This is a genomic window from Sphingobium sp. DC-2, from assembly GCF_000722555.1.
Lineage (GTDB): Bacteria > Pseudomonadota > Alphaproteobacteria > Sphingomonadales > Sphingomonadaceae > Sphingobium > Sphingobium quisquiliarum.
This window is the reverse complement of sequence record NZ_JNAC01000051.1, coordinates 198,528-217,145: the sequence shown is the minus strand read 5'-3', so window position 1 is coordinate 217,145 and position 18,618 is coordinate 198,528. Positions and strand designations below refer to the sequence as shown.

The 18,618-nt window shown below is 60.6% G+C and carries 14 protein-coding genes and 2 pseudogenes; 9 read left to right on the top strand and 7 right to left on the bottom strand.

Translation table 11 applies throughout. The annotated features are described in order from the left end of the window. Nucleotides 1-331 precede the first annotated feature (331 nt). Nucleotides 332-619 (bottom strand): hypothetical protein, encoded by a 288-nt coding sequence (locus ET21_RS27690; RefSeq protein ID WP_156029134.1) that lies wholly within the window; start codon nt 617-619, stop codon nt 332-334. 238 nt (nt 620-857) lie between these two features. Between ET21_RS27690 and ET21_RS0111700 the strand changes: the two genes are divergently transcribed. Further along, nucleotides 858-1,259, top strand: a complete 402-nt coding sequence (locus ET21_RS0111700) for a transposase (protein WP_030539843.1) — start codon at nt 858-860, stop codon at nt 1,257-1,259. A 368-nt stretch (nt 1,260-1,627) separates the two neighbouring features. Here ET21_RS0111700 and ET21_RS28475 read toward each other — a convergent pair. Continuing rightward, a pseudogene (locus ET21_RS28475) lies at nt 1,628-1,772 on the bottom strand (IS5/IS1182 family transposase); the annotation flags it as partial. Nucleotides 1,773-1,787: 15 nt separating this feature from the next. Continuing rightward, complete coding sequence (locus ET21_RS26620) at nt 1,788-2,993, bottom strand: TetR family transcriptional regulator (RefSeq protein ID WP_030539842.1); 1,206 nt, start codon at nt 2,991-2,993, stop codon at nt 1,788-1,790. A 124-nt stretch (nt 2,994-3,117) separates the two neighbouring features. Between ET21_RS26620 and ET21_RS0111685 the strand changes: the two genes are divergently transcribed. The 3 genes and pseudogenes from ET21_RS0111685 to ET21_RS25825 form a co-directional block, all read left to right on the top strand. After that, nucleotides 3,118-5,370: a TonB-dependent receptor gene (locus ET21_RS0111685; RefSeq protein WP_030539841.1), complete on the top strand. Its 2,253-nt coding sequence runs from the start codon at nt 3,118-3,120 to the stop codon at nt 5,368-5,370. 141 nt (nt 5,371-5,511) lie between these two features. Beyond that, the gene (gene surE, locus ET21_RS0111680) at nt 5,512-6,492 is read left to right on the top strand and encodes a 5'/3'-nucleotidase SurE (RefSeq protein WP_051768133.1); all 981 of its coding nucleotides are present in this window, start codon (nt 5,512-5,514) and stop codon (nt 6,490-6,492) included. 512 nt (nt 6,493-7,004) lie between these two features. Further along, a pseudogene (locus ET21_RS25825) lies at nt 7,005-7,186 on the top strand (IS481 family transposase); the annotation flags it as partial. 36 nt (nt 7,187-7,222) lie between these two features. Here ET21_RS25825 and ET21_RS0111670 read toward each other — a convergent pair. From ET21_RS0111670 to ET21_RS0111655, 4 genes are all read right to left on the bottom strand, one after another. Then, entirely contained in the window at nt 7,223-8,839 is a 1,617-nt protein-coding gene (locus ET21_RS0111670; RefSeq protein WP_051768132.1) for a DUF4139 domain-containing protein, read from the bottom strand. A 7-nt stretch (nt 8,840-8,846) separates the two neighbouring features. Beyond that, the gene (locus ET21_RS0111665; RefSeq protein WP_030539838.1) at nt 8,847-10,355 is read right to left on the bottom strand and encodes a DUF4139 domain-containing protein; all 1,509 of its coding nucleotides are present in this window, start codon (nt 10,353-10,355) and stop codon (nt 8,847-8,849) included. A 134-nt stretch (nt 10,356-10,489) separates the two neighbouring features. Further along, nucleotides 10,490-12,775 (bottom strand): TonB-dependent receptor, encoded by a 2,286-nt coding sequence (locus ET21_RS0111660; RefSeq protein WP_030539837.1) that lies wholly within the window; start codon nt 12,773-12,775, stop codon nt 10,490-10,492. Nucleotides 12,776-13,008: 233 nt separating this feature from the next. Next, nucleotides 13,009-13,428 (bottom strand): helix-turn-helix domain-containing protein, encoded by a 420-nt coding sequence (locus ET21_RS0111655; protein ID WP_021238036.1) that lies wholly within the window; start codon nt 13,426-13,428, stop codon nt 13,009-13,011. An 87-nt stretch (nt 13,429-13,515) separates the two neighbouring features. Here ET21_RS0111655 and ET21_RS0111650 point away from each other — a divergent pair, with 87 nt between their 5' ends. The 5 genes from ET21_RS0111650 to ET21_RS0111630 all read left to right on the top strand — a co-directional run bounded on the left by ET21_RS0111650 (nt 13,516) and on the right by ET21_RS0111630 (nt 18,511). Continuing rightward, nucleotides 13,516-14,364, top strand: a complete 849-nt coding sequence (locus ET21_RS0111650; RefSeq protein ID WP_021238037.1) for an SDR family oxidoreductase — start codon at nt 13,516-13,518, stop codon at nt 14,362-14,364. Between the two features lie 164 nt (nt 14,365-14,528). Then, nucleotides 14,529-15,152, top strand: a complete 624-nt coding sequence (locus ET21_RS0111645) for a hypothetical protein (protein WP_030539835.1) — start codon at nt 14,529-14,531, stop codon at nt 15,150-15,152. A gap of 87 nt (nt 15,153-15,239) precedes the next feature. Beyond that, nucleotides 15,240-15,905, top strand: a complete 666-nt coding sequence (locus tag ET21_RS0111640; RefSeq protein WP_030539834.1) for a TonB-dependent receptor — start codon at nt 15,240-15,242, stop codon at nt 15,903-15,905. Between the two features lie 199 nt (nt 15,906-16,104). Further along, the gene (locus ET21_RS26615) at nt 16,105-16,995 is read left to right on the top strand and encodes a LysR family transcriptional regulator (protein ID WP_081856701.1); all 891 of its coding nucleotides are present in this window, start codon (nt 16,105-16,107) and stop codon (nt 16,993-16,995) included. A gap of 205 nt (nt 16,996-17,200) precedes the next feature. Beyond that, nucleotides 17,201-18,511 (top strand): amidohydrolase, encoded by a 1,311-nt coding sequence (locus ET21_RS0111630; protein ID WP_037470768.1) that lies wholly within the window; start codon nt 17,201-17,203, stop codon nt 18,509-18,511. The last annotated feature ends 107 nt before the right edge of the window (nt 18,512-18,618 follow it).

Genomic DNA, 18,618 nt, shown 5'->3' with positions numbered 1-18,618 from the left:
GCTGCCCGCTTCAAGGCACAACCATCGCGGTAACAATCGGGCGGTTACGGTTCAAATCCCTTCGCCCGCTCCAATTTTCTTAGGATCATCCACCGTCGTTGCGTGCACCGGCGTCTAGTTTCACGCTTTGGCATATAAATTTTCTGGGAGGGCAAGCCTTCCCCTGATGGCGCTGCGTTCAGCATCGCGTCATACCCCTTCATGCGGGGCTGGCCGCCCCGCAACGTCCCGCTCTTTCAGAGTGAGAAGGAGGCTCGCCGCCGGCCGTTGCGGAGACACGCGATGGCACAGCAAGCACGCAGCGGCCGCAGACCAGTGACCGGCCGAACCCCTACGAACAGATCACCGCTCGAATCATCGCCGAGCTGAAGGTCGGGCGTTCCGTGGTCCAGCCCTGGAGCACAGCAGGGGCCATGGCATCGAGTTCGGCGCTCCGCTCGCTGACAAGGCCTTCGATAGCAACGAGATCGTCGCCGACCTCGATAAGCGTGGTGCGAAGATCGTCATCTCGCAGCATCCACACCGCGCCAAGCCATCCCGCTTGACGCTGAAATGTACAAATGGCGGCACTTCCTCGAAAACTTTTCTGCAAACTCAAGGAATTCAAGCGTATCACCATGCGCCCCTGCAAAACCGATCAAAGCTTCGAAGCCATGATCCACCTCGCCGCAGCCGTCATCAACTCACGATGAATCCCCACAGGCCTTAAAGTGGGATCGCCCCTTTCTTTTTCATAAGGCCCGAACCGATACCCGGACTGCAATGCCCGGATGACAAGCATGGGACAGCGGAAAAGATGAGCGACAATCTACTGCAGACGACCGGCATCGACATCTCCAAAGCGAGCCTGGACTGCCATGCCTATCCAGCCGCGCGGAACGCCAGTTCGCCAACACAGCCAAAGGCCACAAGGCGCTGATTACCTGCCTACGAAAAAATGGCAGGTCGAGCAGATCGCTTATGAGGCAACCGCGACATACCACCGTGTGCTGGAGGCAGCGCTGGCTGATTGGCCGTGCGTTAAGCTCAATCCCGAACGTGTCCGGCGCTTTGCCCAGGCCACAGGAGTGCTCGCGAAGACCGATCACATCGACACAATGCTGCTTGCCCCCATGGCCGCGACCCTGCGACCTCCTATCAGGTCGGCCCGCAGCGCGCAGCAAGCCCAGCTTGCTGAACTCATCAATGCCCGAGATCGCCTCGTTCGCGACCGCACGGACGCGCCAACGTCCGCCGCGCGCTCTTTATGCCCGCGCTGATCGCCGCATGCTTCAACCCCGACCTCAAGGCAAAGTATCAGCAGATGCTCACCGGCGGAAAGCCAGCGAAAATCGCTATCACCGCCATCATGCGAAAGCTCATAGTGACCGCAAACGCTCTGCTCAAAGCAGACCGCTGCTGGCAACAATCCCGCTTGATCATCACGGATACTCCAGCGATTTCAGCCGATGAAAATCACTCACTAGACGCGCGCTGCACCTGTTCGGGCGGCCGCCATGGCAGCGGCACCAGTCGTTCAACGATAGAATGTAGAAGATGGCTTGCCGAAATGGCGGCGGAACATGGGCGGCCCTGCGGCATCTGCCATAGCGTGTTGCGACCTGCCCTGCACCCCTGTTGCCCGAGGCGAAGCCGTATGGTGGGCTTTGAAATAGGTCGCGCCGATCATGATTGTCTTGCTATCATCAGCCTGAGGCGCAGCGACCCTCGATCATCCGAAGGAAGATACCGTTGTCGCTCCATCGATTGTACAGCGTCTTGTGCAGGCCGTAGTCCTTCTATCGTCATCAACATATTTCGGGAAATAAGCTGGAGAGGAGTTCCTTACTTTTCTCACTGAAGAGCAGGGGCCGTTCCGCAGGAGGAAAATGAAGCGCCAGCTTGTTGAGGCCGTTGTGGCACAAGGCAAGCAACAAGCCATCAAGGCGATCTGCTCGGACTGCGCCAAGCTTGCGAAGGGCTTCTGTCGAGCTTCGTCCTCGGGAATTTCGGATATGCTCCGCCAGCGGTTGTAAACTGTCGTCCCGCACGGATGCGAGGATCAGCCGCGCCATTAGGAATTGATTTTCCCTTGTCGCGCCATCGAGCCTGACCGGCTCTCCAGACAAGCCCATGGTCATCGGGGCCTGCATGACCAGTCTGTCATAGATGAGCCTATATGCCTCGGCCAATATGTCGGTCTTGCTTGCGAAGAAATAGGTCGTGGCCGCAAGCGGCACATTGGCTTCAGCCGCAATCGCACGATGACCAATCTTCTCGCCTTTCGCGAGTAATCGAACCGCCGCATCGATGATCTTGGCTGCTCTGGGATGTCGGCCGGTTACGTCAGCATCACGTTCACGTTGATGATTGTCGCCGCGGACCTCGTCTGGAATCGGGAGATCGTCCAGACCGTTCAGTCGGGAGGCAAACCGAAAGGTCAACCTGGAAAGAAAGGCTGCATTACTGATCGGGTCCTTGTCGAGAACGGCGCACCACAGAGCTCCGTCGAACAGGGCTTTCCACTTCCATGCGACACCAGCGGCAAGACTGAACACACGATCGAAACAGTCCCAGAATTCCTGTTCCTTCATCTCCGAAGACAGCGGACCAGACTTCGCCGCATTCAAATCCAGTTCGAGCAGCAACAGGGTGCGGGCCCGGGCGTCATGGGCTAGTTGAGCAAGGGCGGACGCCATGAAGCCTGGGATCGATCGCAGGTGAAGCGGCATTCGAGAAACCGATTCAAGCATTTGCGACAAGGCGCTGAACTGCTCTTCCCGGACAACATGATGGACGGCCGTTAGGAGCGCATCGCGACCTCCAAAGTGATAATTCACCTGGGAAGGGCTAAAGCCTGCCGCCAGCGCCACGGGGCGCGCGCGAATGCCCTCCAGGCCGCGGGCCATGCCAATCTCTGTCGCGATAGACAACATCTTTCGCGAAGACCGGGTCGTCACATCTGTCATCGCCAACAAATGCACCGGAAGCCGACGTAAGGCAATGTTGTACATATATTCGATTCTATTGCCATAGCGCTATGCTGTGCTCGTTGACTCGCCGATATGAAATGGTACATCTTTTCTATACCAACGATTCGGTGCCGTCCCGTGACACTGAACAGGGGGAGAGGAAATCATGAAACGACCTTCGCCACATCGTATCGGACTGCTGGCCGGATGCAGCCTGTTTGCATCGTCTCCACTACTCGCGCAGACAGGGGCACAAGCGGACACTGCCGCCACGTCCGCTCCGATCGTGGAAGACATCGTTGTCACCGCCCAAAAGCGGGAAGAGTCGCTACAGGATACACCGATTTCGATTGCTGTTCTCGGCGGCCAAGCTCTTGAAGACCGGGGCATCAGCAGTCTGGGCGACTTCTTGAGTGGCGCTGTTCCGGCACTGCGCATCGTTCCAACCGCGGGAACACGTACCTCCGCTTTCTCAGTCAGCATGCGCGGAATCTCTTCAGGTGATCCATCACAGATCAGCCGGGACCCATCGGTGGGCATCTATGTCGACGGCGTTTATCTGGGGCGCGTCCAGGGACTTGGCACTGAGATGTTCGACATCGAGCGCATCGAAGTCCTCCGCGGCCCTCAGGGGACGCTTTTTGGCCGCAATGCCGTCGGGGGCGCGCTCAGTATCGTTTCAAAAAAGCCCACCGGCCGTTTCGGCGTCGATCTCGTCGCCGGCATTCGCAACTATGACGGACGGAACGTCCGGGCGCATGTCAACCTGCCCGAATTCGCTGGAATCAGCATCAAACTTGACGGCATTTTGAGCAAACGGGGGGGATGGGTTGATAACCCGCTTGCCGGCGAGTCCGATTGGCACGCCTACAATCGACGGGGTGGGCGCGTTTCCGCCCTGTGGCAACCCAGCGATGAAATTGATGTTCTCTACAGCTTCGATAAATCGCGTGATGCTTCCGTGGTCGGCTACACTCAGATATTCGGCCTCGTAGCTGGAGCACCTGCTCTTCCGCCGATATTTTCCACTGAACCCGATCGCGTAAAACGCGGCCGCGCCGGTGTGCCGCTCGATCCCGGCGTCGCCAAGGTTGAGGGGCATTCACTGAATGCCAGTTGGAACTTCACGGATGGACTGACGCTGCGTTCCATTTCAGCCTACCGAAAGTTGAAGCAATCGCAGTTCGACCAGGCTGGAGGGCTCCTGCAAGCGTTCTCGCCAAACGGCCTGTTCGCCCGGCTCAGCCTTTCCGACGTTGAACAAGACCAGTTCAGCCAGGAGTTGCAACTGATCGGCAGCCTGGAGCGAGTGAATTTCGTACTGGGCGGCTTTTACTTTGAAGAGGACGCAAGCGATAGCGCGTTTGCGCCTTTCGTGGCCCAATTTAACGCAACCGGGACCGCCTATACGATCCTGCCGACGCCCTTCAGCCGCACGCCGCCTCCCGACCGGGGCAGCGAAGCGCATGCCAGGTCGAAGGCGCTGTTTGGACAGGCAACGTTCACGCCATCGATTCTCGACGATCGATTGCATCTGACAGGTGGACTGCGTTGGACTCACGATCGTAAGCACGGCGCACTAACGACCCTGAGAGGAACTGCGACGAACATTGGATTCCAGTTCGAATCGAAGCGGCTTGATCCCGCCGCTACGGTCGCGTTCGACTGGAACGATGACATCAACACCTATGTGCGCTGGGGGACGGCCTATCGTGCCGGTGGCGCACAATCACGGTCGGTAACGTTCCGGCCGTTCAACGAAGAGGAGGTCGAAAGCTGGGAGGTCGGGTTCAAAGCCGATCTGTTCGATCGCCGGGCAAGGGTCAACATCGCGGCGTTCCGTACCCGATATCGGGATCGACAGGTGGAATTCGTCAATCCGGCAAACCCTTCTAATCTTGAAACGCTGAATGCCGATAGCACGACCAAGATTCACGGGGTGGAGGTCGATGTGACAGTTGTTCCCGCCCGCGGTCTTACATTGAGCGGAAGCTATTCTTACATCGACGGAAAAGTGGGTCCGGACGTGAATCCGTTTACCGGTGCGCGGCGGAACGGAGGCGACCTCAACGATCCAAAGCACTCTGCGGTCGCTGCAATCGATTATGATTTCGAACCGTTCAGCTTTGGAACGATCTCCGCCCACGTAGACGCGATCTATTCGAGCAGTTTCGTGAGCGCGGATGAGAATTATCCAACTGGTTCGTACTTCCTATTGAACGGGCGCGTAACGTTGGGCGACATCAGGATGGGTGGAGGTGACAACGAGTTCGCGATTTCCCTCTGGACTAAGAACCTGACCAACAAGCAATACCGCATCTTCCAGTTCCCTTATGAGGGGACAGGCCTAGCGGGCAATATCGCCGGTGCCTACAACGAGCCTCGAACATATGGTCTGGAAGCTAGACTTGCATTTTGACCTGGAGGCGTGGGCTGGTGTGCATGTTCACTGGCCCGATATCTCTATTCCGTGGGCGGCTCGCAGTAATGTACGCGCAATGACTGTCAGCGGCCTATGGGCACTCTTCCTTCAACTTTCGCGCCCCATCAAGGATGTCTAATGAAACCTGTTCTGTTGTCCGGCCTTATCATCGCCCTTATGTCGGTCAGTGCCGAAGCCCGCACGATTGTCGTCACCAACGATGATGGCCTAACGAGCAATTTGGTCGCGCTGTACCGCGCCCTGAAGCAAGATGGGCATGACGTCATCGTATCGGTTCCATGCACCAACCAGAGCGGCGCGGGTACGGCCATGACATTTACAGCGCCTGCAACCAGACTAGAGAAGGATTGTCGCAGCGCCGCCGCCAAGGCAGGCGCTATCACTGCCGGCAGAATGTCACGCGCGGGCCTTCCCGCCGAGGACTTCCATTATGTCGATGGCACGCCGACCATGGCGGTTCTTTACGGCCTTGACGTGGTTGCCCAGCGCCGTTGGGGCCAGGATCCGGAACTGGTCCTTTCCGGCCCGAACGAAGGCCAGAATGTCGGGGCGATAGTCCTTGGTTCCGGGACTGTGAGCGCGGCACAATTCGCTGCCCAGAGAGGAATTCCGGCAATTGCGCTGAGCGCCGGTGCGAAGACAGTTGACGACGCGGGGCTGGCACATCCGGATTCGCCCAGGATCGCGCGCCTGTCCGCCGACCTGGTAAAAAAACTTGACGCTTTGGCTGGATCTGCCCCGCTGTTGCCTAGCGGCATGGCGTTGAACGTCAACTTTCCGGACAAGCTCGCAGGCGCTCAATGGACGCCATCGCGGATTGGCACGTTCAATCTGTATCGGTTCAGGTTTGTAGAGGATGTTGCCGCGTCAGCATCGGCGGTATCGAAGGCCTACGCCAGTCAGAACGGCATCAAACTTCCCTCTTCACCGGGGCTTTCAATCGATCTTGCCAGCGAGGAGCCCTCGGCCGATCAACAGTCGGACGAGTCGATTGTCATACGGAAGGACATCGCAATCAGCCCCATGAGGGTGGGGTATGACGCAACGATTTCAACTGGATCGGATAGCTGGATTATGAAGGTTCTGTCCGATCGATGACGACCTTCCATCGGTTATGCGCCACGGAGATTTCATTTTTATCGACATGCTGATATCCAAACCATGAATGTCGGCACGTCCGCTACTGGAGAGGGCAACTCAGCCGATGAGCGACGAAGAAGGGCCAGGTTCTAGCTAGGATCAGGATCTGTAATGCACAGCTAGGCGGTGTGATCCCTTCAGGGGTTCATGTATCTGTCCGCACTGGCCGAACTGGAGCTTGGTCGTGCTGTATCGGTCTCACAGTGGCGAACGTTGCATTGACTTGACGCGGGCTTTTCGGTCCATCTGACTACCTTCGCAGATCGTTCGTCCCTGCGTTCCCTCTCGGGACACCGCCCTCGGATCAGCTTTGAAGCTTCACCGCTGGCAAGCAGATATTGCCCTATCTCACGCTTGGAACAAAGTGCCATCGCGCAGCATGGCATGCATGATGGCCCCGAGGCGGCGGGCTAAGTGTTTAGTCCCAACATGTGATGGTGTGGCTTTGACCTCATCACAGCGGAGGGAGCTATGCGTCCATCGTCGAGTTGCGACAGCACGTCCGTGACTGGTTGATAGCCTACAACTTCGCCAAGCAGCTCAAGGCTCTCAGGTTCAAAACCCCATACGAGGCCATCGAGGAACTCTGGAAATCAAAGCCGGACATCTTTGTCGTCAAGCACACCAGCACATGCTGGGACTAAACAACTAGACACCGAATTACAGCACTGTCATCCGGTCATAATCGTCAATCTGCTCTTAGAGCATTTTCATCTTGAGCGTGATAGCCATTGGCTGGTTCCGGCACCGCGGATTGGAAGCGGAGGCGGACTTCGCCATTCGCGGGGACGGTCATGACCCATACCCGCTTGCCCGGCTCGGCGGTGAGCCGCCCGCCGAAGCCGCTGAAGATCCGTCCGTCATTCAGCGGAAAGTCCATTTCGAAACGAACGGCAAAAGGGTTGGCGTTGCGCACGATCACGGTGTGGCGCAAACGGTCCTTGCCGTCCTTCGCTTTTTCTTCCTCCACGGTAAGATTGCTCGCGCGGGCGAAGGGCCATTCGACCTCCTCATCCACGGCCTTGTCGCCGGTCATGCTTTCACCAACATACATCCGCCCCCACGGACTGTCTTGATAGAGGATGGCGCGTCCCGCCGGGAGCGGATCGCCCATGCCTTCCTCCTTCCCGTTGTGGAAGCGGAACAGCATTTGGGGATCGCCCGGCCCGTCCCAGCTCATTTGCGACCGGTAGATGAGGCTGCCCTTCACCTGGTCCTTGACGAGGAAGGCCACCTGCTTCTGCGATCGCGCGGCGACCGTGACGGGAACGGGTATGCGGTACAACTTCAGATCGCCCAGATTTTCCGCCTTGGCGACCACGGATAAGGCGAGCGGCGCGGACTGCACAGCTTCCTGACGCCGCTGGCTGGTGACGACGATTTCGCCAGCATCCATCATGATGGCCATCGGCGGCGGAGGAGGAGGCGCGGGAGGACCGTTGCCCACATCGCTCGTCTTACCGGCGGGCCAGCAATCGCTGAACCTGTTGAGATACTGCGCCTCTTGCCTGGCATTTTCCCCCGTATCATCGCGGCTATCCTTTGACCGGTTAACCCGTCCAGCCACCGCTGAGGCCGTTGCATCAGCAAAGCTGGTTTCGTCTGCGCTGGCAAGCGTCAACCAGCCGAGCAGATCAAGCGATTGCCCGTCTGAAGCCAGCGTGGCGACATAGGTGGCGTCCCAATCGAAACCGGTCGCGATATAGGCGAGCGTAATCGTCACGCTGCCGCCGGGCTGGTCCCTGGTCGTCATCGACAGCACCGGCTTGGCGGAAAGGGTTGGCGGCGCTTCTGGATAGAGGAGGGTCTGGCGCAAGCCGGAGCAATAAAGCGCCTCCACACCGCGCGGTGTCGTCACCACCAGCCGGTCGGCGGCGGAGCGGATAGTCGCGCTTTCCTCCAGCGTCCTGCCGGACGCCGGATCGGTACGGCGCAAAATCACCCGCTGACCGGTGAAGGCATCCACCAGCCCCTTTTGCGACAACAGCGCCGCGTCTCGATTGCGCTCCCTCGGCGGTGTGCCAAACAGGATGGCCGATTGCGGCACGATGCCGCTCGCCACCCCTTCGAACCGGATCACTGCTACGCCGGGCGGCAGCGTGACCGTGCGCGTCTCCGCCACCAGCGCGAAGGAGCCGGGATTGTCGCGATCAATGTCCCCCTCGCCCCTCTTAGGGTCGCGATAGAGGGTGACCGCCACCTTGTCCGGCGCGGCGGAGATGACCACGGGCGATTGCGCCCGCGCGGCCACGGGCACCCAGAGCAACAGGATCAACAGTGCCCGAAACAGCCCAAGGCGGCGCATGAGGCGCTTACCAGGGCGTGAGGAAAGTGGCGGTCAGTTCGGCCCTGCCATTGGCGGGCACCGGTACGACCCAGCGCCTGGAGTCGGCATCCTCCTGCACGCCCTTGATGCTCTCCTCCGGGACGCGCAGGTCGCGCCATCCCCACCAGCGGGCGAGTCCAGACTGGACCACGTCGACTTTCACCGGCGCCGGTTTCGCATTGGTGACGATGTAGCGCATCTGGGTACGGTAATATTTCTGCGGCCGCTCGACCATGCCTTCCATCTTGGTGCCGTCGCGGTAGGTTACGCGCCAGCGCTCCGACTGTGTCCATTCGTCACTGGTGATGACGTCGCGCTTCTCCACAACAGGTTGCACCTTCACATCGAAGGCGTCGCCGGTGCGCAGCGCCAAGGTGGAGCCGCCCGGCGTGTGCGGGATAGCGCTTTCGCCAACAAACTGGGCTTGCCCGCGTGTATCGCGCATATAGACGCGCACCGTGCCCGCCGGCAGAGCAGCACCGATGCCAGCGGCCCTGGCATTGGAGAATTTGAGCACCGATGCGGCGCTTTCCGCCTCGCCCTTGCTCTCCATCCAGCCGTTGCGAAATTCATATCCGCGCTCCGCCGGGACGCCCGACGCGTCCAGGAAGCTCACCTGTTTGGTCTGGGCGTTGGCGATGGTAGTGCGACCGTCGATCGGATAGACGTGGAAGTCGCCCAACTGCTCGCCGCCGTCGCTTTCGGTGCCTGGCTGGTTGCCGCGCGGCTGCGGCCGTCCTCTATTATAGCCATCATAGCGTTGCTGAACCTGCCCCACCTCCCCGGCCACGAGCAGCGTGCGGGCGTTGGCGAAGGTCGTTCCGGTCCTGTTGTTGAGGGTGATCCACCCCTGCATGTCCAGCTCGCCCGCTTTCTCGTCGAACAGCGCAACATAGTCGGATTTCCAGCTCATCCCCGGCGTCAGATAGCTGAGCGTCACGGGCCGCGCGCCGCCTTGCTGTGTATCCATCGTCACGCTGAGCGTCGGGCGCGCGCGCAGGTTCGGCGGAATGGACGAAAATATGACCCGCACCGGCAGGCCGTCGTCACGCAGCACCTCTATGCGGTCGCCGATCTTCAGCACGACGCCGCCGTTGGCCGCCAGTACCGTCGCCTGCTCCCGCGTCTCCACGCCGGTCGCCGGATTGGTCCGCAGGAGGGTGATGGTCTGCCCCACCGCCTTTTCCATCAGTGACGCGGGGGACAGCAGGTCATAGTCGAAATTCTGCTCGACGATGCCGACGCCCTCGCCCGACAGCGTCACCGTTTCCGGCCGGATGCGCGCGGACACGTCAGGGAACTCCTGCCGTGAACGCCCGGACGGCAGCGCCATTCGACGCACGTCCTGCACCAGCGCGAGGTCATTATTATAGATGGTGACGGACACGTCGCCCTGTGCGCTGGACGCCGAAGTCGCGTCAGCAGATGTCTGGGCGGAAAGCACTTGCGGGGCCAAGAGGGCGGCCGACGTGAACATGAGATAATTCAGCCGCATAAAGCCCCCCTTCGCTATTCCCGCTGAACATGCCCGAAAAGATTCGGCGATTCCACAGGCATATTCCTGCGCTTGGCGCAGTAGGGATGCGCCGAGCGCCCCTGCCGTTATCAGCACGGGGCTCGCCAGCGCGATCACAAATGCATGCTTGCGCCGATACCCACCGTCTGCGGCTCGCCCAGGATCGCCTGGTGGATCGCCTCATACTGATATTGCATATATTCCTCGTTGAAGATGTTCCGGGCAAAGGCGAACAGCGACCAATGAGCGGTTTCATAACCGATCCGGCCATTGACCACGGTGCGGCCGCCAACCTCATATTGCCCCTGGTCCTGACCCACGCCGGTGAAGACGAAGGAGCGGTAATTGGCGTTGAGGTTGGCGGTGAAACCCGGTCCGAACCGGGCATTGATGCCACCCGCGAGCGTCCAGCGCGGCGCGTAAGGGAATTGGGTGCCGGTCAGGTCGACGGTGCTGGTCGCTCCCACAGGCAGGTCGAAATTGTCGAACTTGGTGCGGACATGGCCGACGGAGGCATAAAGGTCGATGCCGCGCGCGACATTGGCATTGGCCTCCACCTCGAAGCCGTACAGATGCGATCCGGCCGCGTTGACCGTGTTGTAGTCATAGGCATTGCGGCCGAAATAGGCCGTCACCTGCTGATCCTTCCACTTCATGTAAAAGATGTTGGCATTGAGCATCAAATGCCCGTCGAGCCATTTCGACCGCAACGACCCTTCATAGTTCCAGCTATATTCGGGATCGTAGGGCACCAGTTCGGCGCGCGCCGGGTTCTGACTGGAGCCGCCTGAGCGATAGGCCCGCTGTACCGTAAAGGCGGTGGTGATGTCCGGCGTCCAGTCCATGCTGATCCCCGCCTTGGGCAGGAAGGCGTTGAAGGTCCGGCTGGTGCCAGCCAGCGGCGACGACGCGTCGGACACCAGGCCCAGCACGCCCTGGTTCATGAGCGCGATGACCGGCGCATAGGCCGCTCCCAGGAAATTGGCATTGGGCAGTGTGCCGTTGAAGTTCGTGACCGTCTCCGCCACGTAGCGATTGCGCTCATGATCGAAACGGAAGCCACCGATCAGGGTCAGCCGCTCGGTTAGTTTGAAGCGGCCGTCTCCGAACAGCGCCATGGTTTCCACCTTCTCTGGCTGCTGAGCGAAGTAGGTAACTGGGATCACCGGCAATTGCGCGGCGTAGGCGGTGCTGAGGAAGCTGGCCTGCGCCGCTGTTGCACCATTGGCGCGCAGCAGTGCGGCAATGGTGGAGGTTGGAGTGGCAATATTGACGCGGCTGTTTTGCTGGAGGCTGCCGGTGCGGCGATAATACCAGGCGCCCAACAGACCGCTCAGCCGGTCGCTGTCATAATTAAGGCGCAGTTCCTGGGTCAGCGTCTTGTAGTCATAGCGATTGTCGATAGCCTGGCTATCTTGCGCCGTTCCATCAGTATCGATCCGCGAATGGACCTTAGACCGGTTCCAGGATGTGACACTGGACAGTTTCAGCCGGTCCGCAAGCGGATAGCTGATGTTCAGCACGGCAATGTCGCTGTCGATCTTGCCCCGGCTTGGCTGGTCTCCGGTCGAGATGCGGCGGCTGAAATAATTGGGGACGTCGGTGCGGGCATATTCATAGAGATAGCCGCCGTCGCGCCGCACCCTGTTATAGCTGGCGAGGGCCTCCAGCCCCGGAATCGCCTGCGGCATCCATTTGATCTTGCCGCGCAGGTTCAGGGATTTGAGCGCATCATCATATCCGCCGCGAGTGACATTGCGGATGAGGCCCCGGTCGTTGCGACGCTCCGCCGACAAGCGGATGCCCAATTCATCCTGGATGATGGGCCCGCCCGCCGCAGCCGAAAAGGTGCGGCCATCATATTCGGTCCACAGCAGGCGCGCGTCGCCGCCCCAACGAGTCAGTGAAGGTTCCTTGCTGGTGATGACGATGCCGCCGGCCAGCGCGTTGAGTCCCTGGATCGTCGATTGCGGTCCACGCAACACTTCGACCTGCTGCACATCCCACATATCGGTCGGGCCGCCATAGAGCGCCCATTTGGGGATCGGCGCCCCGTCGACATAGACGCTCGCCGCGTCCGCCTGACCACCCGCGCCGACCCCGCTATTGCTGATGCCGCGAATGGTGAAGCCAGAGGAGCCGTATGTTTCCGACAGGTTGGCGGTGCGATTATAAACATCCTGAATGGTAATCAGCGTTTCGCGCTCGATCTTCTCGGGCGTGACGACCGCGATGCTGGTCGGCGTCTGCTGCAAGGTGCGGGCGCTCTTCTCGCCAGTGACGATGATGTCGGCGCGTACGCCTTCCGCACCATCATCCCCGGACGCCTGCTGCGCCAAGGCTGGCATGCTCAATGCGGCAATGGCCGCCCCCGAAAGCAACAGCGACAGTTGACCCATATATGATCCCCCGGAATGTACCTGCCGCGCTCCATATTCATTAATGCTAACGCGAGTCAATGTCATTACCGAGAAAGGCTGAAATCCGTGCATTTGCGATAGGGGCCGGGGACAAACCCGCGCGTCTTCAACAATGGTGACACCCTCAAGAGGTGCAAGTAAGGCCGGGCGCCGCCAGCAAGTGGCCCATCGATCCCCATTGAACATCAAGGCGGCCGATCCGGCCAGCCCCTTCACCTCTGCGTCCGCTGGTCCCGATGCCGCGCGATCTGCGGGAAGTTGACCTCGATCCAGTCGGCAAGGCCGCGCACCTTTTCGGCCGCCTCCTGCCCCAGCGGGCTGAGCGTGTATTCCACATGAGGCGGCACCACATTATAGGCCCTGCGGATCACCAGCCCGTCGCCTTCAAGCCATTGCAGCGTCTGCGCCAGCATACGCTCGCTGACGCCACCGATCTTCCGCCTCAGATCGCTGAAGCGATGCGTTCCCGATTGAAGGGCGATGAGTATGAGCACGCCCCAGCGGCTCGTCACATGCTTCAACACATCGCGCGATGGGCAGGCCTGCGCCATCAAGTCGCCCCGCTGCAACTTGCCGGATAGCGTGGCGAGGGACGTCTGCGGCGTGGCAATCCCATCTGCTCTGGTCTTCATGCTAACTTACCTTCATGTGCGTACTTATGAAAAGTCATCATGGGATCTATATCACATCGGCAGTGCAGTCAGACAAGGAGTTGCCTCATGACCATCGCCGTGACAGGAGCCACCGGCCATCTTGGCCGCCTCGTGATACAGAAGCTGAAGGAAAAGGTGCCCGCCTCCGCCATCGTGGCTCTCGCCCGTTCTACTGCGAAGGCGGCTGACCTTGGCGTGACCGCACGCGCCGCCGATTATGCGAAGCCGGAAACGCTGGAAGCCGCGCTGGCGGGCGTCGATACGCTCGTGCTGATTTCCTCCAGCGAGATCGGGCAGCGGGCGGTCCAGCATCAGAACGTCATCGATGCGGCCAGCAAGGCAGGCGTCAAGAAGATCCTGTACACCAGCGTCCTCCACGCCGACACCTCGCCGCTCAGCCTTGCGGAGGAGCATCGTCAGACCGAAGCTGCCATCAAGTCTTCGGGTATCGCTTTCACAATCCTTCGCAACGGATGGTATACGGAGAATTACAGCAGCGCCATCAATGGCGCCCTTGCCAGCGGCGCTTTCATCGGCAGTGCGGGCGAAGGCAGGATTTCCAGCGCAACGCGTGAGGATTATGCGGAAGCCGCCGTGGCTGCCGCCACCAGTGACGGTCATGACGGCAAGACCTATGAGCTGGCGGGCGACACGGCCTGGACGATGACCGACCTTGCCGCCGAAGTGTCGAAGCAGACCGGCAGGGACATGCCCTACAAGAACCTGCCGGAAGCGGATTATGCCGCCGCCCTGACCGGAACCGGCATGCCGGAAGGCTTGGCCTCTTTCCTGGCAGGTGTCGATGCGGCGATCGTGCAAGGCGCGCTTTTCGACGACAGTAGGCAGCTTTCGACGCTGATCGGCCGCCCGTCCACACCGCTTGCGACTGCCGTCGCTGCTATCCTGAAGGCGTGACGATGCCCGGCCCGCTCCGTTTCGCCGGGGCGGGTCATTCCCCCTTTTATTGCCGCGCTCCAACATGCTTGAGACCGGCAGTTGCCTAATCCCTGCCGTTTCCATGTTGAAGCCCGCCTAGGGCGCTGACCGAAACGATTTTGCCTCTCTGCCGTTGTGCCAGCATGAACAAGATCCTGCTTCGCGCGGTTCCCCTATGCGGGCTGCTCTTGATTGTTCCCGGTTGTTCGTCCGGTCACCAGCCGGCCACAAATGAGGCATCGGCGAACAGTACAGGGGATAGCGCCCCCTCGGACGTCAACGCTGCCGCCATCTCGCCTGTCGATGGCGCGGCCAACACGTCCGCACCCACCAGTCCGAACGTATTGAGTCTCGAAGGCTTGGGCGGTCTCAAGATCGGTGAACCTGTTCCCGAAGGCAGCGGCTGGGCCGAACGCGGCGCTCAGGTCAGCGAAGCCTGCCGCACGATAAGTTCGCCCGGCTATCCTGGCGCCTATGCGATCGTCACAGGCGGCAAGGTGCAGCGCATCACGATCGGTCAACGGTCCACGGCCGAGCTCGCCGAAGGGATCGGAGTGGGGGCAAGCGAGGCGGAGGTCAGAAAGTGGTTCGCCGGTTTTCGCGAAGACCCGCACGAATATGAAGACGCGCCCGCAAAATATCTAACCGCGCCCAACGCAGGAAGCGGGTCATCCGCCCTGCGTTTCGAGATCGGGAAGGACGGCAGGGTCAAGATGATTCATGTCGGCCTGATGCCGGTGCTCGCTTATGTCGAGGGCTGCGCCTGACCTGATCAGGATTGAGCGGCAGGCAGTAACCTCGACATAGCGACGTGGCCGCATCCTCCTCAAGGACGCAGCAGACATCCGGCGGCCATGCGCACCGGGCTGCACCGCGCCATGGCGCCGCCCGGCAGCGTGACGGAGAAACCCACCCGCAGGGGATCGGGCGCGCCCCCGCGATTGCGCGATCACGGTTCGCGTTCGCCGGGGATCGCGCTCGCGCGCAAGGCGGATGGACTCTACTCCTTCCTGACGAATGCGGGCGGCGCGCGCATCAGGGGTGCCGAAGCCGAACTTGCTGTCGAGCCGGTCAGGGGACTCAGTCTGACGGCCTCGCTCGGCTATCTGGACGCGAAGCTGACCAGCGATCAGGTGCTCACCGAATTCCAGAACGCCACCGTGGGCGGGAAGAAGGGTGACCGGCTGGGATCGGCGCCGTGGTCGGCCTCAGCCACGGCCGCATATCTATGGCCGGTGAGCGCCCGCTGGAAGGGTCTGCTCCGTGCGGACTATTCCTATAGCGGCAAGGGGCGCGTGGGATTCACGACGACAGATTCCTACTACACCGAATATGGCGACTTTTCCGTGCTGAACCTTCGAGCGGGGGTGCAGGACGATCGCTACGGCATTTTCCTGTTCGTGCAGAATGCCGGGAATGTGAATGGCATCGCCAGCCGCCTGTCAACGTTCGGCGTATCCAACCTGACTTTCAGTGTGCCGCCACGTACCGTTGGGGTCAATCTGCGCGCAGCCTATTGATCGACATGACTGGACGCATGCGCTTCGTCCGGTCTCACCCCCTGCCTCCTTGCCGGGCGCGATCGATCTTCACCAACGGAATTGTCGACGACGCCCGTTCCGGCCAGTGGTCCGATCGCCGTTCCGGCATATCGCGATTCTGCCGTGCACGCATCTGCGCTAGGCAAGACCGAACGGCATTTGCGAGAAGGGCCCCGGCATGAAATTTCATCAACTGCGAGCTTTGGCCGAGGTCGCGAGAACCGGCAGCATCCAGAAGGCGGCGCTTGCACGGAATGTTTCGCAGCCTGCGCTCAGCAAGGCCGTTCGTGAGCTCGAGCGCGATCTTGGCGTTCCCTTGCTGGTGCGCGGCGCCGCGGGGACGACGCTGACGCCGTTCGGGGCGATCATGTGCAAGCGATTCCATGTCATGCAAGGCGAAATCCAGAAGGCGCGCGAGGAAATCGCCTGGCTGAAGGGCACGTTGGGCGGGCAGGTGCTGGTAGGAGTCTCGCCTCCCGTCACCGGCACGAGGATATCGGACAGCTTCGCCGCCTTCCTTCAACATCAACCATCGGTCAAACTTGAGCTCCTGGAATTACGGCCGGCGCAGATCGTCGACGCCCTGCGGAATGGACAGATCGACGTCGGCCTGTTTCATCATTATGGCGAGGTGGATCTCCCCGGAGTCGATTGCGTAGCGCTGCAAACCTTCGATACGCATCTGGCCATCGGAGGGGCGCCCTCTTCCAATGAGATGTCTCTTGAAGAGATCTTCAAGCTCAACTGGCTGACACCGGATCTGTCCGACCACGGCCATGGCTATCTTGCCTTGCTCTCGCAGACGAGCGGGCTCGATCTCCCCGATCGGATCTTGCGGTGCACATCCATATCCCTCTGCTTTCATCTGGCGGAACAGGCCGGGTTCATCAGCCATTGGGCGGCCGACATAAATCCCTATCTTGACGCCAGATTCAGTTCGGGGGCCATGACGAAACTCAGGACGGATCGACCATTGCCGCGCATGCATATCGCGATGGCCTGCCGGGACGAAGACCTGTTGTCGCCCGGCGCCGTTTTGCTGACCCGGATGTTGAGATCGGCGTTCTGACGGGTCCCCGCTGCACATCCTTCCGAATGGCGAGTGGATGGGGGGTAACCTGCGGTTATGGCCATGATTTCTTGCGATTTGCCTCTGCCTACCGACCAGGCAATGTTCGATCGTCATCACCCGCTCTCGACCGCGATCGCGCGGATGACCGGGAGCCTGTCAGCGAGGCCAGATCGTGCGACTTCCCATTTTCCTTTGCGGTTCGATGCTCATGCTGGCTCCGGCCTGCGGAGCTTCCCAAGCGTTCGCTCAATCGGCCGGCCCGATCGGACCGGTAGCCGTCGATAACGTGCTCGATGACAGCAAGGCCAGCATCGAGGGGCTGTATCGTGATCTTCATCAACACCCGGAGTTGGGCTTTGCAGAGGTTCGGACGGCAAAGCTGCTCGCGGACCGCATGCGCAAGCTGGGCTTCACGGTGACTGAGAATGTGGGGAAAACCGGCGTAGTCGCTGTCTACCAGAATGGCGCTGGCCCCGTCGCGCTCGTTCGCACCGAAATGGATGCCTTGCCCATGGAAGAGAAAACAGGGCTCCCGTTCGCCAGCAAAGCTGTCGTGGAAAAGGACGGGAAATCCACCTTGGTCGCCCATTCCTGCGGCCATGACGTTCATATGGCCTGGTGGGTCGCGACTGCTCAGGCGCTTGTTGCACTTAAGGACAAGTGGCGCGGAACCTTGCTGTTTGTGGCGCAGCCCTCCGAAGAAACCTTGAGCGGGGCAAAAACCATGCTGGACGATGGCCTCCTCAAGCGCTTTCCAAGGCCAGACTATGCCATCGCCGCGCATGTCGGCGGCGGGATGCCCCTGGGGACTGTGCTGGTGAAGGATGGCGTTATCCTGTCCGCCTCGGATGCCGTAGACATCACCTTCAAGGGACGTGGAGCGCATGGCTCCGCCCCCAGCGCGGCGATCGATCCGATCGTCATGGGCGCCAACTTCGTGACAGACGTCCAATCCGTCATCAGCCGGCGCAAGGACGCGGGCGCATTCGGTGTCATCACCGTCGGCGCCTTCCAGTCAGGCACGGTCGGCAATATCATCCCGGACACCGCCACGTTGCGGCTGTCGCTGCGTTCTTTCACCCCCGAAGTTCGCGCGCTTCTGCTCGATGGTGTTGAAAAGACCGCCAAGGGCGTCGCGATGATTGCGGGGGCGCCGCCGCCCTCGATTGTCCGCCCCTATGGAACGGCCGAGACCCGCAACGACAGTTCGCTGGTCGCGCGTCTCACGCCGCCCCTGAAATCGGTCTTCGGGGAGGGTGTCGTCTCCATGCCGGCTTCCGCGCCTGGCTTTTCGGGCAGCGAGGATTTTTCAATGTTCGCTGCGGCAGGGATTCCTTCAATCTATCTCATGATCGGGGGCGACGATCCTACGGTGCTCAACGGCTACAAGGAGAAGGGCATTGCCCCGCCCACCAATCACTCGCCCAACTATGCACCTTCTGCCCGCCAAGCTATCCGCAATGGCGCAGCGGCATTGGTAACCGCAATACTGGCTCAGAACGGGGGCAACTGATGCCGTCGGTGTGCAAACACCAGCACCCATCGGCTCGGAAACGCGGGACACGATGGACTTCGCCATTTTGAATTGTCGGCTCCTCGCCTCCGGCGAGGGGCCACTTC